Raw genomic sequence first — 20975 nt, 5'->3', positions numbered from 1 at the left:
TCGAGCCGCCACGTCGGCACGCTTGCGTGCCCCGCGCGGCCGCTTCAGGTATTGCCGTACCATGTCGCTGAGAGTCGTCGGTGCCGGCCTCGGTCGCACCGGAACCATGTCCCTCAAGCTCGCGCTCGAGCAGCTCCTTGGCGGCCCCTGCTACCACATGGCCGAAGTGATCGAGCATCCCGAGCACATCCCGGTCTGGCACCAGGCCGCACTTGGAAAGCTGCCGGACTGGCGCCGCCTGTTCGAAGGCTACCGCGCGGCGGTGGACTGGCCCGTCGCCGCCTTCTGGGAGCCGATCGCCGCAGCTTTCCCCGATGCGATCATCGTGCACTCCAACCGCGACCCCGAATCATGGTGGGAAAGCGCGAGCTCGACGATTTTTCCCACCGCCGCTGCCGCGCAGGGACCGTGGCGCGAAATGCTGGACGCAATGTTCGGCCGGCATTTCACGACCGATCTCGGCAACCGCGAGGAATGCATCTCCGCATACAAGCGCCACAATGCGCACGTGTTGGCCACGGCCGATCCGAAGCGGCTGGTTGAATGGACGGCAAAGCAGGGCTGGGCGCCGCTGTGCCGCGCCCTGAATCTTCCGGTTCCGGACGCCGAATTCCCGCGCGTCAACACCAAGGAGGAGTTCCACCACAACTTCCCGCCGCCGCAGAACGCCTGAGGGCGCACCCACTGCGCGGCTGCGCTACGCGGCATCAGTCCAAGGCTGCGCCTGCGTGTCGGCCACTCTCTATCCGCCTCGTGGGCGCGACACGCTCGGCGGAGACCTTTTGTGCGAGCGTCGCGTCTTCGTTGCCCCCGCCTGCGGAAATTTCGCATCGCAACGGCGAACACTACAGACGCTTTCTGCTTCACCCTCCAAGATGACATCGCCGCCCTGCGGGCGGCGAGCAAAGAGGAGGAATCTATGTCGTTCCATCTGATCGCGATTCTCGCGAGCCTGGTGGTCGCGACGGCCCTGCCCGTCCATGCGCAGACCCTCGACGACGCCGAAAGCGCGTGCGCAGCCGCCAAGCTCAAGGCCACCGGAAAGAAAGCCAAGGCCAAGCTGAAGTGCGAAGCCACGGCCATCAAGAAAGAGCTGGCCGAACCTGATCCGGAGTGCATTGCAAAAGCCGAGGAGAAGTTCCTCAAGGCGTTCGCCAAGGCCGAAGCCAAGGGCGGGTGCGTTTCCGAGGGCGATGCGGCGGCCGTCGAGGCCAACGTCGACTCGTTCGTCGCGGAACAGACGGCGAACCAGGAGACTGGCGCCCCCGACGCTCCGCCGTCGTGCGGGACGCCCGGCACCTCGTGCGGCTCCTGCGGCAGCGGCGTCTGTGCCGCCTGGTCCGGCGGCGGCAATGCGTGCGCGCAGAGCAGCGGCGCGGTCACGACCCCGTGCACCAGCGATTCGCAGTGTCCCGACGGCATGCACTGTTTTGCGGCTTCCGGCATCAGCGCGTGCGCCTTCCCATGTCCGTGACGCAAGGCAGAGGAGGAGCAGCCATGATGATTCGCACCGTTACGATTCTGACCTGCCTCATGCTCGTTTCTGCGCTGCCGGCAAGCGCGCAGACCCTGGACAAGGCCGAGCGCAAGTGCGCGTCGAGCAAGCTCAAGGCCATCGGCAAGAAGACCAGCGCCAAGCTGAAGTGCGAGGCCAAGGCGATCCAGAAGGAGGAGCCGTCGGCCGACCCCGAGTGCAACGCCAAGGCCGAGGAAAAATTCAACAGTTCCTTCGCCAAAGCCGAGGAGCGAGGCGGCTGCGTCTCCGATGGCGACGCCGCAAGCGTCGAGGCCGACGTCGATGCATTCGTCGCCGAGGAAGTCCTGCGGCAGAAGACCGGCACGACCGGTCCGCCGAGCTGCTCGACGCCACTGATGCCGTGCGGTTCGTGCGGGGATGGCGTGTGCGCCTCGTACTCCGGCGGAGGCACCGCGTGCGTCAGCCAGGCTGGAGCTACGACACCGGGCTGCGTCAGCGACACCCAATGCCCGGCCGGCCAGTTCTGCATTGCGGTGCCAGGCGCGAGCGCCTGCGCGTTCCCCTGTCCCTGATCCTTCGCGTTCCTGAGGTTGGCTTTCCGGCCTCGGCTCCCTAGATTGCGATCGCCGCGACGTACCAGCCGCGGCGATCGCTTTTCAGGAGCATGCGATGGCCGAGAGAGTCGACACGCCTGAACAGGCCGAGTTCCGCGAGCATTGCCGCCGGTGGCTGGCCGAGAACCGTCCCGCACCGCCGAGCTTCCGCCTTCCGCTGTCGCCCATCGAGGTGATGACCGAGGAGCAGAGGAAGTACCTTTGCGAGTGGCAGAACAAGTGCCACGGCGCCGGCCTGGTCGGCACCGACTATCCCAAGGAATACGGCGGGCACGGGTACAAGGGCTTTCAGTCCATCGCCACGCAGGAGATGGGACGCGCCGGCGTGCCCTACATGATCAACGTCATCGGTCTGGGAATGGCGGCGCCCACGATCCTCGTGCACGGCACCGAGGAGCAGAAGCGGCGTTATCTTCCGCCGCTGCTGTCGGCCGACGAGATCTGGTGCCAGGGCTTCTCCGAGCCCGGTGCCGGCAGCGACCTTGCCAACGTGCAGTCGCCGGCCGTGCGCGACGGGGACAACTGGATCATCAACGGGCACAAGGTCTGGACCAGCCTGGCGCACTTCGCCAGCTGGATGATCATGCTCGTGCGCACGAGCACCGCCGACAAGTACGGCGGCCTCTCCTACTTCATCGTTCCCATCCAAGGCGCCAAGGGCGTCACGGTACGACCGCTCATCAAGATCACCGGTGAGACGGGCTTCAACGAAGTGCTGTTCGAGGACGTGGTGGTGCCCGATAACCTGCGCCTGGATGAAGTCGGCAAAGGCTGGACGGTGGCCATGACGACTCTCACCTACGAGCGCGGCGCGGCCGAAGGCGCCGGCAGCGGCGGCGGCGTCTCCATCGACGAGCGTGTCCGCAGCCTGGTGCGTCTGGCGAAGAACACGCGGCGCGGCGGCGGCAAGACGGCCTGGGACGACGCCGTGCTGCGCGACAAGATCATGACGCTGGCCATTCGCAGCGAAGGGCTGCGACAGAACGCGCGCCGCGCGCGCGTGCCGGCGCTGATCGAAGATCCGATGCGGCTGCCGCTGCAGCAGAAGCTGCTGACCAGCGAACTGATGCAGGACGTGGCGGCGGTGGCGCTGGAGATCGAAGGCGCACACGCCAGCCTCTATGTCGGCGACGATCGCGCGCCCGAAGGCGGGCAGTGGCCGCTGGCGTACCTGAACTCGTACGGCTTCACGATCGCTGCCGGCAGCAACGAGATCCAGCGCAACATCCTGGGCGAGCGCGTGCTCGGCCTGGCCAAGTCGAAGTAGGGAGGACCGCGGCCATGGCACAGCCCAGGGATTTCGGGTTTGGTCAGGACGAACAGATGGTGCGCGACCAGGCGCGCCGCTTTCTCAAGGACAACCTGCCCGTGGACAAGCTGCGCGCCCTCGTCGCGCGCGATCATCACGAGGCTTACGAGAGCGCCACGCAGCCGGTGTACTGGGACCAGAAGCTGTGGGCGTCGGCGACCGAGCTGGGATGGACCGGACTTGGCGTGCCGGCCGAAGCGGGCGGCGCCGGCATGGGACTGGTTGCCGTGGCAGCGCTCGCGGAAGAAGCGGGCCGCGCCGCGCTGCCCTCGCCTCTGGTGTCGACTTTCTGCACGGCCGAGGTGCTGAAGGCCGCGAGCGCGGCGGCCGGCCCGGACGGCGCCGCTGCCGCGGGCGCGCTCGCGCGCATCGCCTCGGGCAGCGCGGCAAGCCTCGCCATCAGCGGCGACAGCCCGGCGTGGGACGTCTCGGAAACGGCAGTTCGCGCGCAGGATCGCAGCGGCGGCGTCATGCTCTCGGGCACGTCCTATTTCGTGCAGGATGCGCGCAAGGCCGGCTTCTTCCTGATCGCCGCGCGCGGCGACGAGACGGTGCTGGCAGTGGTCGATGCCGACGCGCCGGGAGTGACGATCGATCCCGATCGAATCGTCGATTTGACGCGCGATCAGGCGAGCGTCGTGTTCTCCAACGTCGAGGTGCCCGCGCAGGCGGTCGTGGCACGCGGCGCACAGGCCGATGCGGCCTTGCGGCGCGCCGAACCGGCGCTGCTGACGATTGTCGCCGCCGATCTTTGCGGCGGCGCCGAGTGGCTGCTGCAGACGACGGCCGAGTACGCGCGAACGCGCAAGCAGTTCGACCGGCCGATCGGCTTCTTCCAGGCGGTCAAGCATCCGATCGTCAACATGATGGTGGAGATCGACCGGGCGCGGTCGCTCGTGTATGCGGCCGCCAGCGCAATCGATCACGAGCCCGAAAACGGCGAGAGGCTCGCGCGAATGGCCAAGGCCGCTGCGTCCGATGCGGCCGCGTTCGTGGCGGGTCGCGCAATCCAGCTCCACGGCGGCATCGGCTTCACGTGGGAGTGCGACGTGCACATCTGGGTGAAGCGCCTCCAGCACAACCAGTTCCTCTACGGAGACGGCAGCCACCACCGCGCGCGACTCGCCGAAATTTTCGATGCCTAGCTAGGAGTCAGGTCTCGCGTTCGGGCGGATGCTCAAACGCAGGACCCGACCCCGTTCAAGCGGAGGGGATGTCGAGGGCGGGGACGCTGTCGGCGCTGTCGGGCAGCGTGAAGCGAAGCGTGGCGCCTTTGCCCGGCGTGCCGGAGGCGCGGATCCAGCCGCCGTGACGGCCCACGATCCGAGCCACCGTCGCAAGACCGACGCCTGTTCCTTCGAATTCCGTACTCTCGTGCAGGCGCTGGAAGGGTTCGAACAGGTGCGCCGCATGCGCTTCGTCGAAGCCGACGCCGTCATCACGCACCACGAATGCCGTTTCGCCATCGACCTTCTCCCGGCAAACGGCGATGTGCGCGACATCGCAGCGGCGCGTGAACTTGAATGCGTTGCCGATCAGGTTCTGCAACACGATGCGAACGAGCCCGCGGTCGGCCACCGCGCGCATGCCGTCCTCGATGTGCCACTCCACTTTGCGCTCCGGCTCGGTCGCCGTCAGCTCGGCAACGACGTCGCGCGCCATGTCGCTGACGTCGAGCGGCTCTCGCCGCAGCGCGCCGTAGCTGACGCGCGACAGCGACAGCAGGTCGGCGATCAACGCGTCCATGCGCAGCGCCGCCTGCTGGACGCGCTCGACGTGCTCGCGGGCTTGCGGGGAGAGACGCTCGGCTTCGTCCTCGCGCAACAACGACAGGCGGCCCGCGATCGCCCGCAGGGGCTGGCGCAGGTCGTGCGAGACGGCATAGGTGAAGCTGCCCAGCTGCTTGAGCGCATCCTCGAGCTGCATCGTCCGCTGGCGAACGCGGTCTTCGAGGCGGGTGTTGAGCGCGGCAATCTCTTCGGCGGCGCTCTTGGATTCGGTGATGTCCTGGATGAAGCCGTACATCCGTAGCGGCGTGCCGTCTGCGTCGCGCTCCAGTCGCCCCTTGGCCAGCACCCACAGCATGCGGCCGTCCGCACGGCGCATGCGATGCTCGACCGAATAAGGGCGGCCGTGCAGATGCGCGCGGCTGGCCTTCTGCATCAATGTCGCGCGATCCTCCTCCGGCACGTGCTCGGTGTACGACTCGAACGTCGGCGGCGGGCCGCTGTCCGGTTCGTAGCCGAGCAGGCGGTACAGCTCGGGTGACCAGTAGCGGCGGCCGCTGACGACGTCCCATTCCCAGTTGCCGAGCCGCGCCATCTGCTGCGCTTCATCGAGCAGGGCCTGGTTGCGGCGCAGCTCCTGTTCCATTTCGATGCGCTCGCTGATGTCGGTGGCGATGCCGCAAATGCCGTAGATGGTGCCGTCGGAACGCCGCAGCGGAAACTTGATCGACAGGAACGACATCGTCACGCCGTCGCGCTCCGCGGTCTCGACGAACGTCATGGGAACGCCCTGCTCCAGAACCTTGCGATCGTTCTCGACGAAGGCGTCGTTGAAGTCGCCAGGCACCAGGTCCGTGATGCGTTGGCCCACCGCGTGCTCGCGCGAGACGCCGAACAGCTCCTCGCACCGGCGGTTGAAGTGCAGGATGCGGTCCTCGGTGTCCTTGATGAAGACGAGCGCCGGCGCGTTGTCGAGAATGGCGTTGAGGCGCTCCTCGTTGGCGGCGGCGGCGGCCGCCGCTTCCTCCCTGGCGGTGACGTCGATCGATACGCCGACGACGCCCACCGGACAGCCCGCGTCGTCGAGCACCGGCGCCAGCGCACCTTCCCACGAATGCTGCCCGTAGCGCATGACGAAGGGGACGGTTTCCCCGCCGATGGCCGCTTCGTGACTGGTACGAGCTGCTTCTGCCAGGCCCGCCGGAGCGAAGATGTCGAAGATGCTGCGGCCTTCGAGCTCCTGAGGCGACATCCCCATCTTCTGAAGCCCGCGGCCGCGAATGAACGTCATCCGTCCCTCGGCGTCGGTCGTCCAGACCTGGCCCGGAAGCTGATCGATGAGCAGGTTCAGACGCGCCTGATGCTCGCGCATCTGTGCCTGCTGCGCCTGCGTGCGTCGCAGCGGCCCTTCCATCGCGGCAAGACCCAGCGCCAGCGCGGCAGTTCCGATCAGCGCCACGATCATCTCCAGGCCTTCGCGTTGGGCGAGCGTCGGAACGTGCAGAAGCTGCCACGTCTCCAGGGCGCTGTAGCAGGCGAGCAGGAGCAGACCGGTGGCGGCGCCGATCCATAGCCTCTTGTAACCGACCAGACGACCGAGTCGGAAGGCGACGTAGGCCGCCGCCAGCTGCAGAAAGGCCAGCGCCGCAGCGATACCGACCGCATACTGGTCGAGGCCTTCGAGCGAAACCGTCATCCTCGTTCCGGCCACAGGGCCGTCACGCTTCAGCGCGAGCGCTTGCGCGACGTCTTCTTGTGCGGCCTCTCCTTGACGGCGGCACGCTTGCGACCGGCCTTCCCGTTGCGGCTGCGCGCCGCTGCCTTCGTCGAACCAGTGCTCCGCTCTGCCTCGTCACGCTTTCCGGTCTGCCGCCGGCGCGGCGGCCGCTCCGGCCGCCCGAACGGCGGCACCGAATCGTCTTTCGGACACGCGGTGGCGATGGCGTGCAGGAGAGCCAGCGCGCGGTACAGCTCCGGATACAGCACCGGCTTGCCGCTGGTCATGATGGCGCCGGCAAGGTGACGCGCGGGATCCGCCCAGCCGACGATGTTGGTAAAGCCCAGGTGGCCGAATGCATGGGCGGTGTCCAGGCCGTAGAGGCTGAACCACTCGCCGCCCAGCATGAAGCCCATGCCGTAGCGCAGGGGGATGCCGAGCGTGAAATCGAGCTCGCCGTAGGATTGCTCGGACGTGGCCCGCCACACGGTGCGCGGATCGAATACGCGAACGCCGCGCAGCTCCCCGCCGTTCATGAGGAGCTGGTAGAACTCGCTGAGCTCATCGGCGGTCGCAATGAGGTTGGCTGCCGGCAGGACGCCGGTCAGGAAGCGCTCGTCGTTGGAGGAGCGGACCACCTCGACGAAATCCATCCCGAGGATGCGCTGCACCAATGCGCCGATGGGCGGAACCAGCGGCAGGCCCGTGAAGTAGTTGAGCGCGACCTTGTCGATGTCGCGCCGGCGCACGCCGTAGCTCATCCACCGCCAGCCGAGCGGCCGCGCCAGTTCCTCCTCGACCACGTGCCGGATGTTCTTGCCGGTGACGCGCCGGACGATCTCGCCGAGGAGGAAGCCGCCGGTGATGGCGTGATAGGCCAGGCGCCCGCCGGGCCTCGATACGGGCACCGTCTCGCACAGCAGCTCGACCGCGCGCTTGTTGTTGATGTCCTCGATGTAGGACAGGTCCATGGCCGACTCGGGCAGCGTCGGGATGCCGGCCCGGTGGGTCAGGACGTGCCGGATGGTGATCCACTCCTTCCCGTGGCAGCCGAACTCGGGGACGTACTCGCAGACCGGGTCGTCCAGGTGGAGCTGATGGCGCTGGTCGAGCAGGTGAATGACCATCGCCGCCATGGGCTTGGAGGCCGAGAAGATGTTGAACGGGGTCTTGGGCGTCACGCGCACTCTGGGCGCATCGGGCGGGTCGCTCGGCCCGGCACCGCGCGCGTATCCGACGCAGCGGCTCAGGACGACCTGTCCGCGCACACGCAGGCAGACCGAGATTGCCGGATGGATGCCGCTGGCGTACCACGACAGCACCGACGCCCAGATGTTCTCGATGGCCTGCGGGTCCACGCCCACGTCGCGGGCGTCGCATTCGGCCCTCGTGTCGCGCGTTTCGGCTTCGGCCACGTCGGCCGGCACGTAACCTCGAGTAACAATCGATGGAATCATCGGAAGTCGTGGGATGGCAAAGTCCATGGGATGTGCGGGCGCGCGGCAGCGACCTTTTAGTCGGCCTACAGGAGTGTGCCAACCCAAGCGCATGCAGTCGCGGGCATGCGCAGGTTTTGGTGCGCGATCAGGGAAATTCCGGTTCCCATCGCGGCACGCATGCGCTAACATCCGGGCCGTTCGGAGCTCCGCCTTCCTGGTCGGGGACACCATGCACATTCATGCGTTTCGTGCCGGCTTGGCCGCTGCGGCCATCGCCCTTTCTGCCGTCGTATGCCCGAGCAGCGCCCTGGCCGAGCTGCCCGAGCACATCCGCCACTTCGAGATCGCTCGCGCCCGCAGCCAGCGATCGGCCACTTCCGATGGCGCTCGTCGCATGAGCCTGACGGCCCTTGGTCGCACCTTCGATCTGGTGCTCGAGCCGTCCAAGGTGCTCTCGCCCAACGCGCGGACGATCACCGTCTCGGCTTCCGGGACGCGCGTCGAGCCCACGACAAACTCTTTGTACCGCGGCTACTTGGCCGACGACATCGAAGCCGAAGTACGAGTTTCTGACGCGTCCGGCGCCCTCGACGGCTACGTGCGCACGCACGAGGAGATCTACTACCTGGAGCCGCTCTCGCGCTACGAGCGAACCGCCGAGGCCGACGCGATGGTGGTGTACCGCGCCAGCGACATCGACCCGGATGCCGTGCCGCCCTCGGATTGCGGAGCGGCGCACGCGGCCGGCGCCGGCTCCTCCACCAACCGGGCCGTGGCGCGCAGCCATGGCCAGTCCACCGGCTTGCTCGAGCTGACGCTGGTTGCCGACTACGCGTTCACGCAGACGCACGCGAACCCGGGCGCCTACATCCAGAACATCATCAACCAGGTGGACGGCTTCTACGTCGAGGATCTCGGCGTCACCCTGCTGATCGTCGACACCATTCTGTACACGTCGCCGGGCATCGAGCCCTTCTCGACGACGACCAGTCCGAGCAGCCTCCTCGACGAGGTCGCCTCGGCGCGGATGAACGACATCGACGGCGCCGGCGCCGGCGGGCTGACCCACCTCTTCACCGGCCGCGATCTGGACGGAATGGTCATCGGCATCGCCTACATCGACTCGCTGTGCGCGAGCTACTATGGCAGCGGCCTGTCGCAGAGCTTCACGCCCGACAATCATCTGATGACGCTGCTGGTCGGCCACGAGCTCGGCCACAACTTCGGCGCCTACCACGACGGCCAGTCCGGCTCGCCGTGCAGCGGCACGTCCTACGGCTTCGTCATGTGGCCGTCGCTGTCGATGGAACTGCAGGAGGGCTTCTCGCAGTGCAGCATCGACACCATCGAGCCGGCAGTCAGCTCCGCTTCCTGCATCACGCCGGCGATCCCTCCCGGCTGCGGCGACGGCATCGTGGGCGTCGGTGAGGACTGCGACGACGGCAACAACCTCAACGGCGACTGCTGCCGGCTGGACTGCAAGTTCGCGGTCTCCGGCAGCCAGTGCCAAAGCGACGGCAACGAATGCACCGACGACGTCTGCAACGGCCTCGGTGTGTGCAACCATCCCTTCAACAACGCGCCATGTGATGACGGCGACGTTTGCACTTTCGACGGCATGTGCGCGTTCGGCAGCTGCCAGCCGCTTCCGAACAACGACCGGCCGCTCATCGATTATCGCATGAAAGCCTCCATCGGCCCTGTCGAGGAGGACGACAAGATGAGCTTCAAGGCCGCTGCCTACATTCCCGACATGACGAGCCCGCCCGACGTAGGCGGCCTGACGCTGGAACTGCGCGATCAGAGCGATGCCATCGTCTACGAGGCGTTCATTCCCGCCGACCAGTGGCAGGACCTGACCGGCAACGGCACGACCTTCCGCTATCGCAACGAGGGCGCCGCCCCTCCCGAGACCGCGGGCATCCGCTCGATGCTGCTCAAATACCGGCCTTCCTCGGGCGTGGCCAAGCTCAAGGGCAAGGGCGAGTTGCAGGAGCTGGAGACCCTGATGGGCGCGACGTCCCTCACCGCACGCCTGCAGGTCGGCGACAATCTGCATGGCGTTTGCGCGCAGGCATTCGAGCTGGCCTGCGAATACAAGGGCACGCAGATCACCTGCCCTTGAACGCAGAGCGCGCGGCTATGCGCTCGTCTTCCGCGCTTGCTCCGGCTAGTAAGCGCGGATGCCTCGAAACAGACGCTCTCCTAACGGCACCATGGCCAGCCGTGCGGACAAGTACGACCTGTACGTCCGCTCGGTCCAGTCACCCGATTACGAGGTCGCCTTCTTCGACCGTGCCTTCCGCAGCTACTACGGGCGGGTTCCGCTCGTGCTCCGGGAGGATTTCTGCGGCACCGCCGCGGTCTGCTACGACTGGGTCAACAGTCGGCGCGACCGCCGTGCCATCGGCGTCGACCTGGATCCCGAGCCGATCCAGTGGGGCAGGCAGCGGTACCTGCCAACGCTCAAGAACGGCGGCCACAAGCGCATCAAGATCATCCAGGGCGACGTTCGCACCACCCGCGCAAAGGCCGACATCATCGCGGCGCAGAACTTCTCCTACTTCTGCTTCGAGACCCGGGACGAGATGCGCAGGTATTTCCAGCACACACGCCGCCATCTGCCCGCCGAGGGGCTGCTGGTGCTGGACGCGCTCGGCGGCTCGGAGGTGTTCGAGGAAGATCGCGAGGACGTGCACAGCTACCGCGGCTTCCGCTACGTCTGGCATCAGATCAGCTTCGATCCCATCACCCATCACTGCCGTTACGCGATCCATTTCCGATTCAAGGACGGATCGGAGCTGAAGAACGCGTTCACGTACGAATGGAGGCTGTGGACGCTGCCCGAGCTGCGCGAGCTGCTGCTGGAGGCGGGCTTCAAGGGAGCCGACGTCTACTGGGAGATGACCGACCGCAAGACCGGCGAAGGAAACGGCGTGTATCGGAAACGCGAGCATGGCGACGCCGACCCGGCATGGGTCGCGTATCTGGTCGCGTGGAAGTGAGCGCGTAGTCCGAGCCTGCCGTGTTCGGCGCGTTCCGGCATCGCCTGATCCGTGGCTGCGCGGGCCTGCTGCTCCTGGCCGCAGGCGCCGGCACGGGCGAGGCTGCCGAGCGCAAGGTGCTGCGGGTCGGCACCTCGGGCGACTACGCCCCGTTCAGCATGAGCATCGCGCCGGCCGGCGCGGGCGAGGATGCAGGCGCCGGCGGCATCCGCTACGCCGGCTTCGACATCGACGTCGCGCGCCGCTTCGCCGGCGATCACGGCTACACCCTGGAATTGGTGCCGTTTCGCTGGCCGCAGCTGTCTGCCGACCTCCTCGCCGGCAGGTTCGACGTGGCAATGAGCGGCGTCACCGTGCGCGCCGACCGTTCGGTGATCGGAGCCTTCACGGTTCCGGTGGTGGTCTCTCATGCGGTGGCGCTGGCATGGAAGGGAGCCGGCATCGACGACGTCAACGATCTCAACCGCCGTTCGCGACGCGTCGCGGTCAACGCCGGCGGCTATCTCGAGGGCGTCGCCCGCCGCACGTTCCTGCTGGCCACGATCGTTCCCATGCCCGACAACCAGGCCGTGCACATGGCACTGATGGATCGATGGACGGACGCTGTCGTCACCGACAGCTTCGAGGAACGCGCATGGACCGCGACCGCGCGCGACGTCGTTCGCATCGGCCCCCTGAGCCAGGATCGCAAGGCCTATCTCGTGCGCGCCGACCGTCAGGACCTGGCGGCGCAGCTCGATGCCTGGCTGCTCGCTCGCGAGCGCGACGGGACGCTGGCCCGGATGCGTGCCGACAAGCTCGGTCCCGGTGATCATGCAGCGGCGGCCGAACCGCTGGCAGCGCTGGTTTCGGCCGTCGCCGAGCGGATGTCGCTGATGCCGCTGGTGTGGGCCGCCAAGCGCGAGGCACGCCGGCCCGTCGAGGACAAGGCGCAGGAAGCCCGGGTGCTCGAAGCTTCGGTCGCCGCTGCCGCCGAAGCCGCACGCGCTCGCAGGCAGGAGCCGCCGGACGCCGGCGACGTGCGGCGCCTGTTCAAGGCGCTGATCGAGGCAGGCAAGGACGTGCAGCAGAGGCTGGCGGACGAGGACAGGCAGCGGCGTCAGGCACGGGCCGCGCGCGAGAGCGCCGACGGCACCGTCGGTGGCGGCGCGCCGTCCTCAGCCGAGCCGCTGTCGTCGCGACTGACCGGCCTCCTGGCCTTTCAAACCGAGAGCGTGCCGCTGCACGATCTGGACACCGAGCTGCGACCCGCGCTGTCGCGCTTGACGAGCAGGATCGCCACGATCATCGCTGCGCTCGAGAAGCCGGCGACGGTCGAAGCCGTGCAGGCGCGGCTCATCGATGCGCTTGCCGAGCATCGCATTTCGGCAGCGCGCCTGGAGACGATTGCCGAGGCCGTCGCGAACGTGGCGGCTTCGAACGCCAGCCGCCGCTGACTCAGCGCGGTCCGCGGCGCTTCCAGCCGCCGCGGGCGAAGGCGATGCCGAGGAAGATCATGCGCGCCGCGTGGTCGAGCACCAGCGCCAGCCACACCCAGATCAACGGCGCGCTGAGCGCCGAGGCAAGAGTGGCCACGGGGACGCGGAATCCCCAATTGCCCATCGTCGCCGCCAGCAGCGGCGTCCACGTGTCGCCGGCGCCGCGATGGGCGCCGCCGAGCGTGAAGTGCACCTGCATCATCGGCTGGGCCAGCGCCAGCATCAGCATGAACGGCCCCAGCATCTCCACCGTGGCGGCATCGGTGGTGAAGAGCCGCGCCAGCGGCTCGCGCGCCAGAGCACCGGCCAGGCCGAGCACGATGGCCGTGACGAACGCGATGCGCGCGGCGAGCCAGCCCGTGCGCTCGGCGCCGTCGGGGTCGCCGGCACCGAGCTGCTGGCCCACGAGCGTGGCGGTGGCCGCACCAAAGCCGGTGCCGGGAATCCAGGAGAATGCCAGGATGCGAACTCCGACCGTGTAGGCGGCGATGGCGACGGTGCCGTAGCCGCCGAGAAGCGCGAAGTAATCGAGCAGCGCCAGGTTGAGCACGACTCGCTCGCCGACGCCGGGAATCGCCACGCGCACGACTTCACGCAGGTAGCGGCGACCCGGCCCGAAATCCGCAATGCCGAGCGCCACCGGGCCACCGGCCGGCTGCCGCCGGATCACCCAGACGAAAGCCGCGACGGCAACGACCTGCGAAACAATCGTGGCGATGCCCGCGCCGACGATGCCCAGACGCGGCGCACCCAGCACGCCGAAGATCAGCACCGAGTTCAGCAGCGTCTTGACCAGCGTCACCGCAACGGCGATGCGCATGGGCGTCCTGGTGTCGCGATTGGCGCGCAGCCCGTGCTCGAGCGTCAGCGCCACCGCCAGCAGCAGCGAGGACGCGAACAGCATGCGCATGTACGGAATCGTCAGCTCCGCCACCGACGGCTCCGCGTTGAGCCAGGCAAGGACCGCATGCGGCGCGAACAGGATGATCGCCGCCACCGCCGAGGCGGTGGTCAGCGCCACGGCAAGCGAGGCCGCCAGCGCCGCACGTGCGCGCGCCGGGTTGCCCGCGCCGATGGCGCGCGCCATCAGCGCCACGCACGCGAAGCCGACGGCGAACAGCGCCGACTGCGACATGAAATGGAGCTGGGTGGCGTAGCCGACGGCTGCCACCTCGGCGGCTCCGAGACGGCCGACCATGGCAATGTCGATCAGGCCCACGGTGCTGACGAGCACCTGCGACATCATGATGGGCAGCGACAGCGCCCAGATTTCGCGGCCACGCGCCTGGCTGGTGCCGCTGAGGCGTCGCAGCAGCGATGGCCGCGGATGCAGCGGGCTGGCATCCGGCGCGGGCTCGATCGCCGGCTCGGGGTCGAGAGGGGCTTCGACGAGTTCGGCGTCGATCAGACGCGGTTCCTCGAGGTCGGCCGGTGCAACGTCGTTGACGCCGTCCGGCGCAGTGTCGGGTGCAACGATGCTCCCCGCAGCAGCATCGGCTACGCCCGGCTCTGCTGCCGCGCCTTCACCTTTTTCGTCGGAGTCCTCTGGGGCGTGCCCTGCCCTGCCCGCGTCACCCCCGCGTTGCCGCTCCTCCGCCATGCCGCGTCAGCGCTTAGCCCGCGGCACGCTCCGACTCCACCGCCACGCACATCCATCGCCGCTGAACGCGCACAAGCGCTGCAGCCTGCGTGTTGAGCGCGTGCCTGTCGGACGCGTACAATCGCCGCGCGTGCCGGCGGACATCAAGAACTTCACGGGAATGCTCGAACGCGGAGAAGCGTTCGTGCGTGCGAAGTGCGAGCGGATGTCGACCGAAGGCCTCAGCGTCCACATCAAGTTCACTCGCGCGCGCGGCCGCGACGTCAACGGCTACTACCGATGGAACGATCGGCGCATGGTGCTCGCCGTCAAGCGGCGGCTGAAGTTCCCGCGGCGCGCGGCCTACGGCGTCGGCACCGTGCCGCGACCGGCATCGTCGGCAGCGCGCGTGCCCTACCGCCTGGTGTGGCACGAAGAGCGCTTCGACTGCCTCGATGACCTGCTGGTGTTCGTGGCCGGACACGAGTTCTGGCACTTCCTCTGTCACAGCGGGCAGCGCAAGCGCGACCACGAGACGAAGGCGAACTGCCACGGCTTTGCGTGGCTGCGTGAGTTCCGTCTCTGGCAGGGTGCGGGACAGGAGGTGGCGCCGATTCCGCTGGTGCCGCCCTCACCGCTTGCACCGATCGTGGCCGCGTCCGCCGCCGCGGCGCGAGGGCCGGCGCCGGTTCAACTCGAGCTGTTCTGAAGCCGCCGTCGCGCGACTCTGCAGCGGGCGCGCCTACGCCTCCTGCAGGACCGGCGGCCTGAGCCCGGGCGGATTGAACGCGCCTTCGCGCTCGTCCCACGCCAGCTCCCAGCGCTCCAGCGCTTCCACGTACGCCGCCGGCAGCGCGTTCTCGCGAGCCCCTTCGACCAGAATCGTCCGATAGCGGTACGAAGGGCGGCGCGAGGGATCGCGCAGGTCGCTGATGTAGGTCTCGGCCGCAACCGTGGCGCCGGCGGGCGTGCGCACCGGCACGGCCACGCGCTTGTAGAGGCCGGCATGAACGCCCTCGGTGCCGTCGAGATGCGCATGCTGCTCGGGCGTCAACCTGTAGAGCACGCCCCACACTCGTGCGCCTTCGGCGCGGCAGAGATTGGCCACGCCGCGCAGTCCCGGACCGACGGGGATGTCGAAGCACAGGGCGTAGTCGTCGAGCCAGCCCACCGCCACGTCGGCAGGGCTGAGCGCGCGGCGCTCGCGGAACGTCGCACGCTGCATGTTGCTGCCGTACGCGAAGTACCAGGTCAGATCAGGCGCCACTGCTCACCGTCGCGGCGCACGCGCCCGAGCTTTTCGAAACGCCGAAGATGCGCCTCCACCGACACTCCGGCGGCGCGGTGCAGGAACTCGGGAACGTCGACGTAGATGCGCCGGACGAGGTCGGCGGTGCGTTCGACGCCCGCGCGGAGGCCGTCGAGAATCTGCTCGTCGCGCAGGGCGCGGTGGCGCAGGTACTCGTGGATCTTCTCGTGCGGCTCTTCGATGGCCGGCCCGTGCGCCGGAAAGATGCGATCGACATCGAGGCGCAGCAGCGCGCGCAGCGACGCCAGGTACTCGTCGAGGTCGCCGTCGGGAGGAATGACGGTCGTGCCGGCACCCAGCACCACGTCGCCCGTGAACAGGACCTTCTCCTCGCGTAGCAGGAAGCACAGATGGTCGCGCGCGTGACCGGGGGTCCAGATCGCCAGCAGCGTTGCCCCTTCGGTTTCGACCTGGTCGCCGTCGGACAGCGGCGTGATCTCGATGCCCAGGTCGCTCTCGGGCAGCGGCAGCTTGCAGACCGGCGGATTGCCGAGCCGCTCGCGAAGCTGCGCGACGCCGCCGATATGGTCGGGATGCGCGTGCGTCAGGACGATGCGCTCGATGCGGGCGCCGCCGCACTCTTCCTCGAGCGCCTTCTCGAGAAGCGGCAGATAGGTTGCGACGCCTTGGCCGGTGTCGAGGAGGATCCGTCCTCGCCCGGTGCCGACGATGTAGGTGTTGGTACCCGGGCCTGTGAAGGGCCCCGGGTTCTGCCCGAGAACCACGACCACGCGGTCCGACCAGCGCGCAACATCGGGCATGGCCATCCCGATCATCGAGCTGGTGACGACGCGCGTGGGACGCTCGCTGGACATCGGCCGCGAGCGTAGCCGGGCTGTCGCTCAAAGGCGATGACGGGCGGCGGCGACTGCCATCGTTGCTGCGGCCCACTGGCCACGTTTCCGTGGCCGGCCGCACGATGCGGGCTACGCCGGCTCCTTCTGCGGCAGCGCCGGTCGCACCTTCAGTACGCGCTCCTTGCGAATGGAGACCGTGCCGGGTTCGGCTCCTCGCGGTTTGCTGACGTTGCAGGCCTGCGTGCACGAGACCGGAACGATGCCGCCCGCCCTCGCCTTGCTGTGCCATGCCGCGATGGCGGCTGCGCCTTCGAGCGTCGCCCGATCGGGCTCCTCGCCATCGCGCGCCTGAAGAAGCACGTGCGAGCCGGGAACGGCGCGCGCATGGAACCACCAGTCGCGAGGCCGGGCCAGCTTCAGCGACAGGTAATCGTTGTCTTCGTCGGTGCGACCGGCCAGGACGGTCCAGCCGCCCGGCAGCTCGTAGCGGCGCCAGCGCTCCATCGAACGGCGTCCGGGCGTGCGGTGCTACGCGAGAGCCTTCTCGATCGCCCCGACGAGCTCCGGATCCTCCGGCGTCACCGTAGGCGAGAACCGCGCCAGCAGGCTTCCGTCCTTGCCCACCAGGAACTTGGCGAAGTTCCAGCGGATGTCGCCGGGGCCGTCGGGCGAGGTCGGCTGCGTGGCCAGCCACTCGTAGAGCGGATCGCGATTGTCGCCGTTGACGTCGATCTTGGAGGTCAAGGGAAACGTGACGCCGTAGGTGGTCGAGCAGAAGGTCTTGATCTCCTCCTCGCTGCCCGGCTCCTGGCCGGCGAACTGATTGCACGGGAAACCGAGGACGGTGAAGCCGCGATCGCCGTACTTCTTCTGCAGCTCCTCGAGCCCCTCGTACTGCGGCGTCAACCCGCACTTGGATGCGACGTTGACGATCAGCACGACCTTGCCGCGATAGTCGGCGAGCGATTGCGACGTGCCATCGATGGTACGGACCTGGAAGTCGTGAAGGTTGCTCATGAGCCGAGCCTAACGGGAAGCAGGCGTCGACGCGACTTGCCGCCGCCCTCGCGCTACAACGAAGCAGCCATGGCCCGGCAGCCGCTACGCTTCTCGCCCGACTACTCCGAGACGCGCCAGCTCGAGGACGGCACCACCGTCCGCCTTCGTCTGCTGCGCCGCGACGACCGCGACCGCCTCATCCACGGTTTCGAGGAGCTGTCGCCGGAGTCGCGGTATCGCCGCTTCTTCTCGGCCATGCCTCGCCTGCCCGAAAAGGTCCTCGACGATCTGCTGGACGTGGATGGGTGGAACAGGCTTGCCGTCGTCGCGTTCACCGAGCCGGACGACCATGGCGTCGGTATCGGCCGCTTCATTCGTCTGCCCGACCGCCCCGATACCGCCGAGGCGGCCGTTGCGGTGATCGACTCCATGCAGGGACGCGGCCTCGGCAAGCTTCTGCTCATCCGTGTCGCCAGGGCGGCCAGCGAACGAGGGATCCGCAGGTTCCAGGCGCAGGTGCTGACCGACAACGAAGCGATGGTGTCGCTGCTGCATGAGCTCGACAAGACCGCCACGCCGACCATCGAGGGCCCGGTCGCCACCTACCAGCTCGATCTTCCGCAGGCCACGCGCGAAGGGCCATCCACCTCCGGCCCCCTGTTCGACCTTCTGCGCGCTGCCGGCCGCGGACTGCAGGTGCTGCTGGAGCGCCTCCAGCACCATCCCGGCCACTGAAGCGGCGGCGCCGCCGAGCGACTGCGCGGTGTGCACCGGAGGTCGAGCGGGAGCCGCCTTGTCTCGGCGGGCCGCTCCCGCAAACATGCCGCCGACTGCCGCGCGCTCTCGCCGCATGCGAGAGGGCCACGAGGACATCCATGGCTCAGACTGCTCAGCTTCGCGTCATCCATTCCGTCGAGAACGACTGCGACCGCATCTTCAACCTTCAGCGTCAGGCGTACCTGCGCCATCCCTACCCGAGCAAGGAGGAGCGGCTCGAGAACCTCTCCAAGCTCGAGAAGATCATCGTCGACAATGTCGACGAGATCGCCGAGATGATCGGCCGCGACTTCGGCCATCGCTGCGCCGAAGAGACCAAGCTGCTCGAAGTCTTCACCAGCGTCGACGGCATCCGCGACGCGAAGAAGAAGCTGGGCAGATGGATGAAGCCGGAGAAGCGGCACGTCTCCATCCTCTTCGCCACCGGCAAGAACCGCCTGATCCCGCAGCCCAAGGGCGTGGTCGGCATCGTGGTGCCGTGGAACTATCCGCTCTTCCTCCTGATCGGCCCGCTGACGAGCGCGCTGGCCGCCGGCAATCGCTGCATGGTCAAGATGGCCGCCAACTCGACCAACCTCTGCAAATTCCTCGCGGGCAAGTTCGCCGACGTGTTCCCGGAAGACACCGTCGCCATCCTGCCGGGCGTCAAGGGAACCGACTTCTCGAGCCTGCCCTTCGACCACATCCTCTTCACCGGCTCGGCCGACGCCGGCCGCAACGTCATGCGGGCGGCAGCCGAGAACCTGACGCCGGTGACGCTCGAGCTCGGCGGCAAATCGCCCACCGTCATCTGCGACGACTTCGACGTCGAGACGGCTGCCTCGCGCATCCTGTACGCGAAGTACGTCAACGCCGGCCAGACCTGCCTGGCGCCCGACTACGTCATGGTGCCGAAGTCCAGGCTCCAGGACTTCGTCGCCGCCTGCAAGAAGATCCTGCCCAAGCGTTATCCCGATCCGACCCAGGAAAGCTTCACGTCCGTCATCGACGAGAAGTCCTACAAGCGGCTGCGCAACACGCTCGAGGATGCGGCCAGGAAAGGCGCCGAGATCGTGCCTCTGGTCGAGGGCGCACGCTTCGACGACAGCCTGCGCAAGTTCCCGCCCCACCTCGTGCTCAACCCGACCGACGACATGATCATCATGCGCGAGGAGATCTTCGGCCCGCTGCTGCCCGTCAAGACCTACGAGACGCTGGATGAGGTCCTGGCGTACGTGAACTCCAAGGATCGCCCCCTCGGATTCTATTTCTTCACCAACGACAAGGAGCGCGAGAACAGGCTGCTCTACGGCACGATCTCGGGCGGCGTGACCATCAACAACTGCGTCTTCCACGTCGCGCAGCACGACCTGCCCTTCGGCGGCGTCGGGGCCAGCGGCATGGGGCACTACCACGGGCACGAAGGGTTCGTGGAGTTCAGCAAGATGCGGCCGGTGTTCACGGCGCCGAAGATCCCCGGCGTGGAGCAGTTCCACCCTCCATACGGAAGGAAGCACGCGCTGCTGTTCAATCTTCTGCTGAAGTTCAAGCGCTGATCGTATCCGCCAGCGGTCGCCGTCGTCGTGCGGCCGCCGGCGACCTTCTTCGTCTTGCGACAGTGGGTGCGTCGGCTAAAAGCGGATCCATGCAGCGGCTGGACGAGCCGGCAGCGCGCGGACGGCCGCTGCCGTGACGATCATTCCGACGCCCGAGACGATCACGCCTCGATGGCTGACCGAGCGGCTACGCGAGGCCGGCCACACCCGCGCCACCGTCGCCGACGTCACCGCGACGCGCATCGGCACCGGCCAGATCGGCAAATGCATCCGCTTTACAATGGAGGTGTCAGGTGGCGATGCCTCCACGCCCAGGAGCCTGGTCGGCAAGTTTCCTTCGGATGACCCGACCAGCCGCGCCACCGGTGTCGCGCTGCGCAACTTTCGCAAGGAGGTGTGCTTCTACCGGCATCTCCAGCCACGCCTGAAGATCTCCACGCCCCGCTGCTACTTCGCCGCCATCGACGGGGACGGTCCCGACTTCCTGTTGCTGCTCGAAGACCTCGCGCCGGCGAAGCAGGGAGATCAGCTCGCCGGCACCAGCATCCCCATCGCCCGCACGGCGGTGGCCGAGCTCGTTGGCCTGCACGCGCCGACATGGTGCGACGCCTCGCTGCGCGGCCTCGAGTGGCTCGGCGAGCCGGCAGCCGACTCGATCGAAATGGTGCGGGGCATGTACGCGGCGCAGTTGCCGGGGTTCCTGGAGCGGTATCGCGGACAGCTCGAACCCGACGAAGCGCGCATCATCGCGCAGGTGGCAGAATCGAAGGGTCCGCCCTTCCAGCCCCTGCAGGACGTCTACTCGGTCGTGCACGTCGACTATCGTCTCGACAACCTCCTCATCGATGGAACGCGTACGCCAGTCCGGGTGTCGGTGGTGGACTGGCAGACGGTGACGCTCGGCAGCCCGCTTTCCGACGTTGCCTACTTCCTTGGGGCCGGCCTCGATCCGGGCGATCGCCGCCGAGCCGAGCGCGACATCGTCCGCGTCTATCACGAGGGCCTGCTGGCGGCCGGCGTGCGCGGGTACGACTTCGAACGCTGCTGGGACGACTACCGCCGCGGCGTCTTTGCCGGCTTCGTCGTCACCGTCATCGCGGCGATGATCGTGCAGCGAACGGAGCGAGGCGACCGCATGTTCCTGTCGATGGCCAGGCGGCACAGCCGTCACGCGCTCGATCTTGGCGCGCAGGATCTGCTCGGCTGACGCGGT

General features: G+C 67.9%; 19 protein-coding genes. 12 read left to right on the top strand and 7 right to left on the bottom strand.

Features of this window, described 5'->3' with window-relative positions; translation table 11 throughout:
* The first annotated feature begins 61 nt into the window (after window positions 1-61).
* The 5 genes from VEC57_19065 (at window position 62) to VEC57_19045 (ending at window position 4545) form a co-directional block, all read left to right on the top strand.
* The gene (locus tag VEC57_19065; GenBank protein HYC01243.1) at window positions 62-673 is read left to right on the top strand and encodes a sulfotransferase; all 612 of its coding nucleotides are present in this window, start codon (window positions 62-64) and stop codon (window positions 671-673) included.
* Between the two features lie 246 nt (window positions 674-919).
* Window positions 920-1474, top strand: coding sequence for a hypothetical protein (locus tag VEC57_19060; protein HYC01242.1), 555 nt, complete (start codon window positions 920-922; stop codon window positions 1472-1474).
* Window positions 1475-1497: 23 nt separating this feature from the next.
* The gene (locus VEC57_19055) at window positions 1498-2049 is read left to right on the top strand and encodes a hypothetical protein (GenBank protein ID HYC01241.1); all 552 of its coding nucleotides are present in this window, start codon (window positions 1498-1500) and stop codon (window positions 2047-2049) included.
* A 97-nt stretch (window positions 2050-2146) separates the two neighbouring features.
* The gene (locus VEC57_19050) at window positions 2147-3358 is read left to right on the top strand and encodes an acyl-CoA dehydrogenase family protein (GenBank protein HYC01240.1); all 1212 of its coding nucleotides are present in this window, start codon (window positions 2147-2149) and stop codon (window positions 3356-3358) included.
* Window positions 3359-3372: 14 nt separating this feature from the next.
* Window positions 3373-4545, top strand: coding sequence for an acyl-CoA dehydrogenase family protein (locus VEC57_19045; protein HYC01239.1), 1173 nt, complete (start codon window positions 3373-3375; stop codon window positions 4543-4545).
* Window positions 4546-4600: 55 nt separating this feature from the next.
* Here VEC57_19045 and VEC57_19040 read toward each other — a convergent pair whose 3' ends face one another.
* Together VEC57_19040 and VEC57_19035 are read right to left on the bottom strand one after the other, a co-directional pair.
* Window positions 4601-6823, bottom strand: coding sequence for a PAS domain S-box protein (locus VEC57_19040; protein HYC01238.1), 2223 nt, complete (start codon window positions 6821-6823; stop codon window positions 4601-4603).
* A 29-nt stretch (window positions 6824-6852) separates the two neighbouring features.
* Complete coding sequence (locus tag VEC57_19035; protein HYC01237.1) at window positions 6853-8301, bottom strand: serine hydrolase domain-containing protein; 1449 nt, start codon at window positions 8299-8301, stop codon at window positions 6853-6855.
* Between the two features lie 238 nt (window positions 8302-8539).
* Between VEC57_19035 and VEC57_19030 the strand changes: the two genes are divergently transcribed.
* The 3 genes from VEC57_19030 (at window position 8540) to VEC57_19020 (ending at window position 12724) form a co-directional block, all read left to right on the top strand.
* Window positions 8540-10408, top strand: coding sequence for a zinc-dependent metalloprotease family protein (locus VEC57_19030; GenBank protein ID HYC01236.1), 1869 nt, complete (start codon window positions 8540-8542; stop codon window positions 10406-10408).
* 91 nt (window positions 10409-10499) lie between these two features.
* Window positions 10500-11288, top strand: coding sequence for a class I SAM-dependent methyltransferase (locus tag VEC57_19025; GenBank protein ID HYC01235.1), 789 nt, complete (start codon window positions 10500-10502; stop codon window positions 11286-11288).
* A 20-nt stretch (window positions 11289-11308) separates the two neighbouring features.
* Window positions 11309-12724, top strand: coding sequence for a transporter substrate-binding domain-containing protein (locus VEC57_19020; protein HYC01234.1), 1416 nt, complete (start codon window positions 11309-11311; stop codon window positions 12722-12724).
* 1 nt (window position 12725) lies between these two features.
* Here VEC57_19020 and VEC57_19015 read toward each other — a convergent pair whose 3' ends face one another.
* Complete coding sequence (locus VEC57_19015) at window positions 12726-14366, bottom strand: MATE family efflux transporter (protein HYC01233.1); 1641 nt, start codon at window positions 14364-14366, stop codon at window positions 12726-12728.
* A gap of 130 nt (window positions 14367-14496) precedes the next feature.
* Between VEC57_19015 and VEC57_19010 the strand changes: the two genes are divergently transcribed.
* Entirely contained in the window at window positions 14497-15054 is a 558-nt protein-coding gene (locus VEC57_19010; protein ID HYC01232.1) for a hypothetical protein, read from the top strand.
* Between the two features lie 33 nt (window positions 15055-15087).
* On the opposite strand, the gene VEC57_19005 is transcribed toward VEC57_19010, so the two are convergent.
* The 4 genes from VEC57_19005 to VEC57_18990 all read right to left on the bottom strand — a co-directional run bounded on the left by VEC57_19005 (window position 15088) and on the right by VEC57_18990 (window position 17468).
* On the bottom strand, window positions 15088-15612 hold the full coding sequence (locus tag VEC57_19005) for a gamma-glutamylcyclotransferase (protein ID HYC01231.1): 525 nt from the start codon (window positions 15610-15612) through the stop codon (window positions 15088-15090).
* Window positions 15597-16469: an MBL fold metallo-hydrolase gene (locus tag VEC57_19000; protein ID HYC01230.1), complete on the bottom strand. Its 873-nt coding sequence runs from the start codon at window positions 16467-16469 to the stop codon at window positions 15597-15599. Before VEC57_19000 ends, VEC57_19005 begins: the two co-directional genes overlap by 16 nt.
* A gap of 111 nt (window positions 16470-16580) precedes the next feature.
* Window positions 16581-16955 carry an NFACT RNA binding domain-containing protein gene (locus VEC57_18995; protein ID HYC01229.1) on the bottom strand — a complete coding sequence of 125 codons (375 nt, stop codon included), beginning with the start codon at window positions 16953-16955 and terminating at the stop codon, window positions 16581-16583.
* Between the two features lie 24 nt (window positions 16956-16979).
* Complete coding sequence (locus tag VEC57_18990) at window positions 16980-17468, bottom strand: glutathione peroxidase (GenBank protein HYC01228.1); 489 nt, start codon at window positions 17466-17468, stop codon at window positions 16980-16982.
* A 69-nt stretch (window positions 17469-17537) separates the two neighbouring features.
* Here VEC57_18990 and VEC57_18985 point away from each other — a divergent pair, with 69 nt between their 5' ends.
* The 3 genes from VEC57_18985 to VEC57_18975 all read left to right on the top strand — a co-directional run bounded on the left by VEC57_18985 (window position 17538) and on the right by VEC57_18975 (window position 20969).
* Window positions 17538-18185, top strand: a complete 648-nt coding sequence (locus VEC57_18985) for a GNAT family N-acetyltransferase (protein HYC01227.1) — start codon at window positions 17538-17540, stop codon at window positions 18183-18185.
* Window positions 18186-18325: 140 nt separating this feature from the next.
* On the top strand, window positions 18326-19762 hold the full coding sequence (locus VEC57_18980) for a coniferyl aldehyde dehydrogenase (protein ID HYC01226.1): 1437 nt from the start codon (window positions 18326-18328) through the stop codon (window positions 19760-19762).
* Window positions 19763-19895: 133 nt separating this feature from the next.
* A complete protein-coding gene (locus VEC57_18975) occupies window positions 19896-20969 on the top strand; it encodes a phosphotransferase (GenBank protein HYC01225.1) in 1074 nt (357 codons plus the stop codon).
* Window positions 20970-20975: the final 6 nt, after the last annotated feature.

The organism is Candidatus Limnocylindrales bacterium (assembly GCA_035626395.1).
Taxonomy (GTDB): domain Bacteria; phylum Desulfobacterota; class Binatia; order UBA1149; family CAITLU01; genus DASPNH01.
This window is presented reverse-complemented; position numbering and strand designations above follow the sequence as displayed.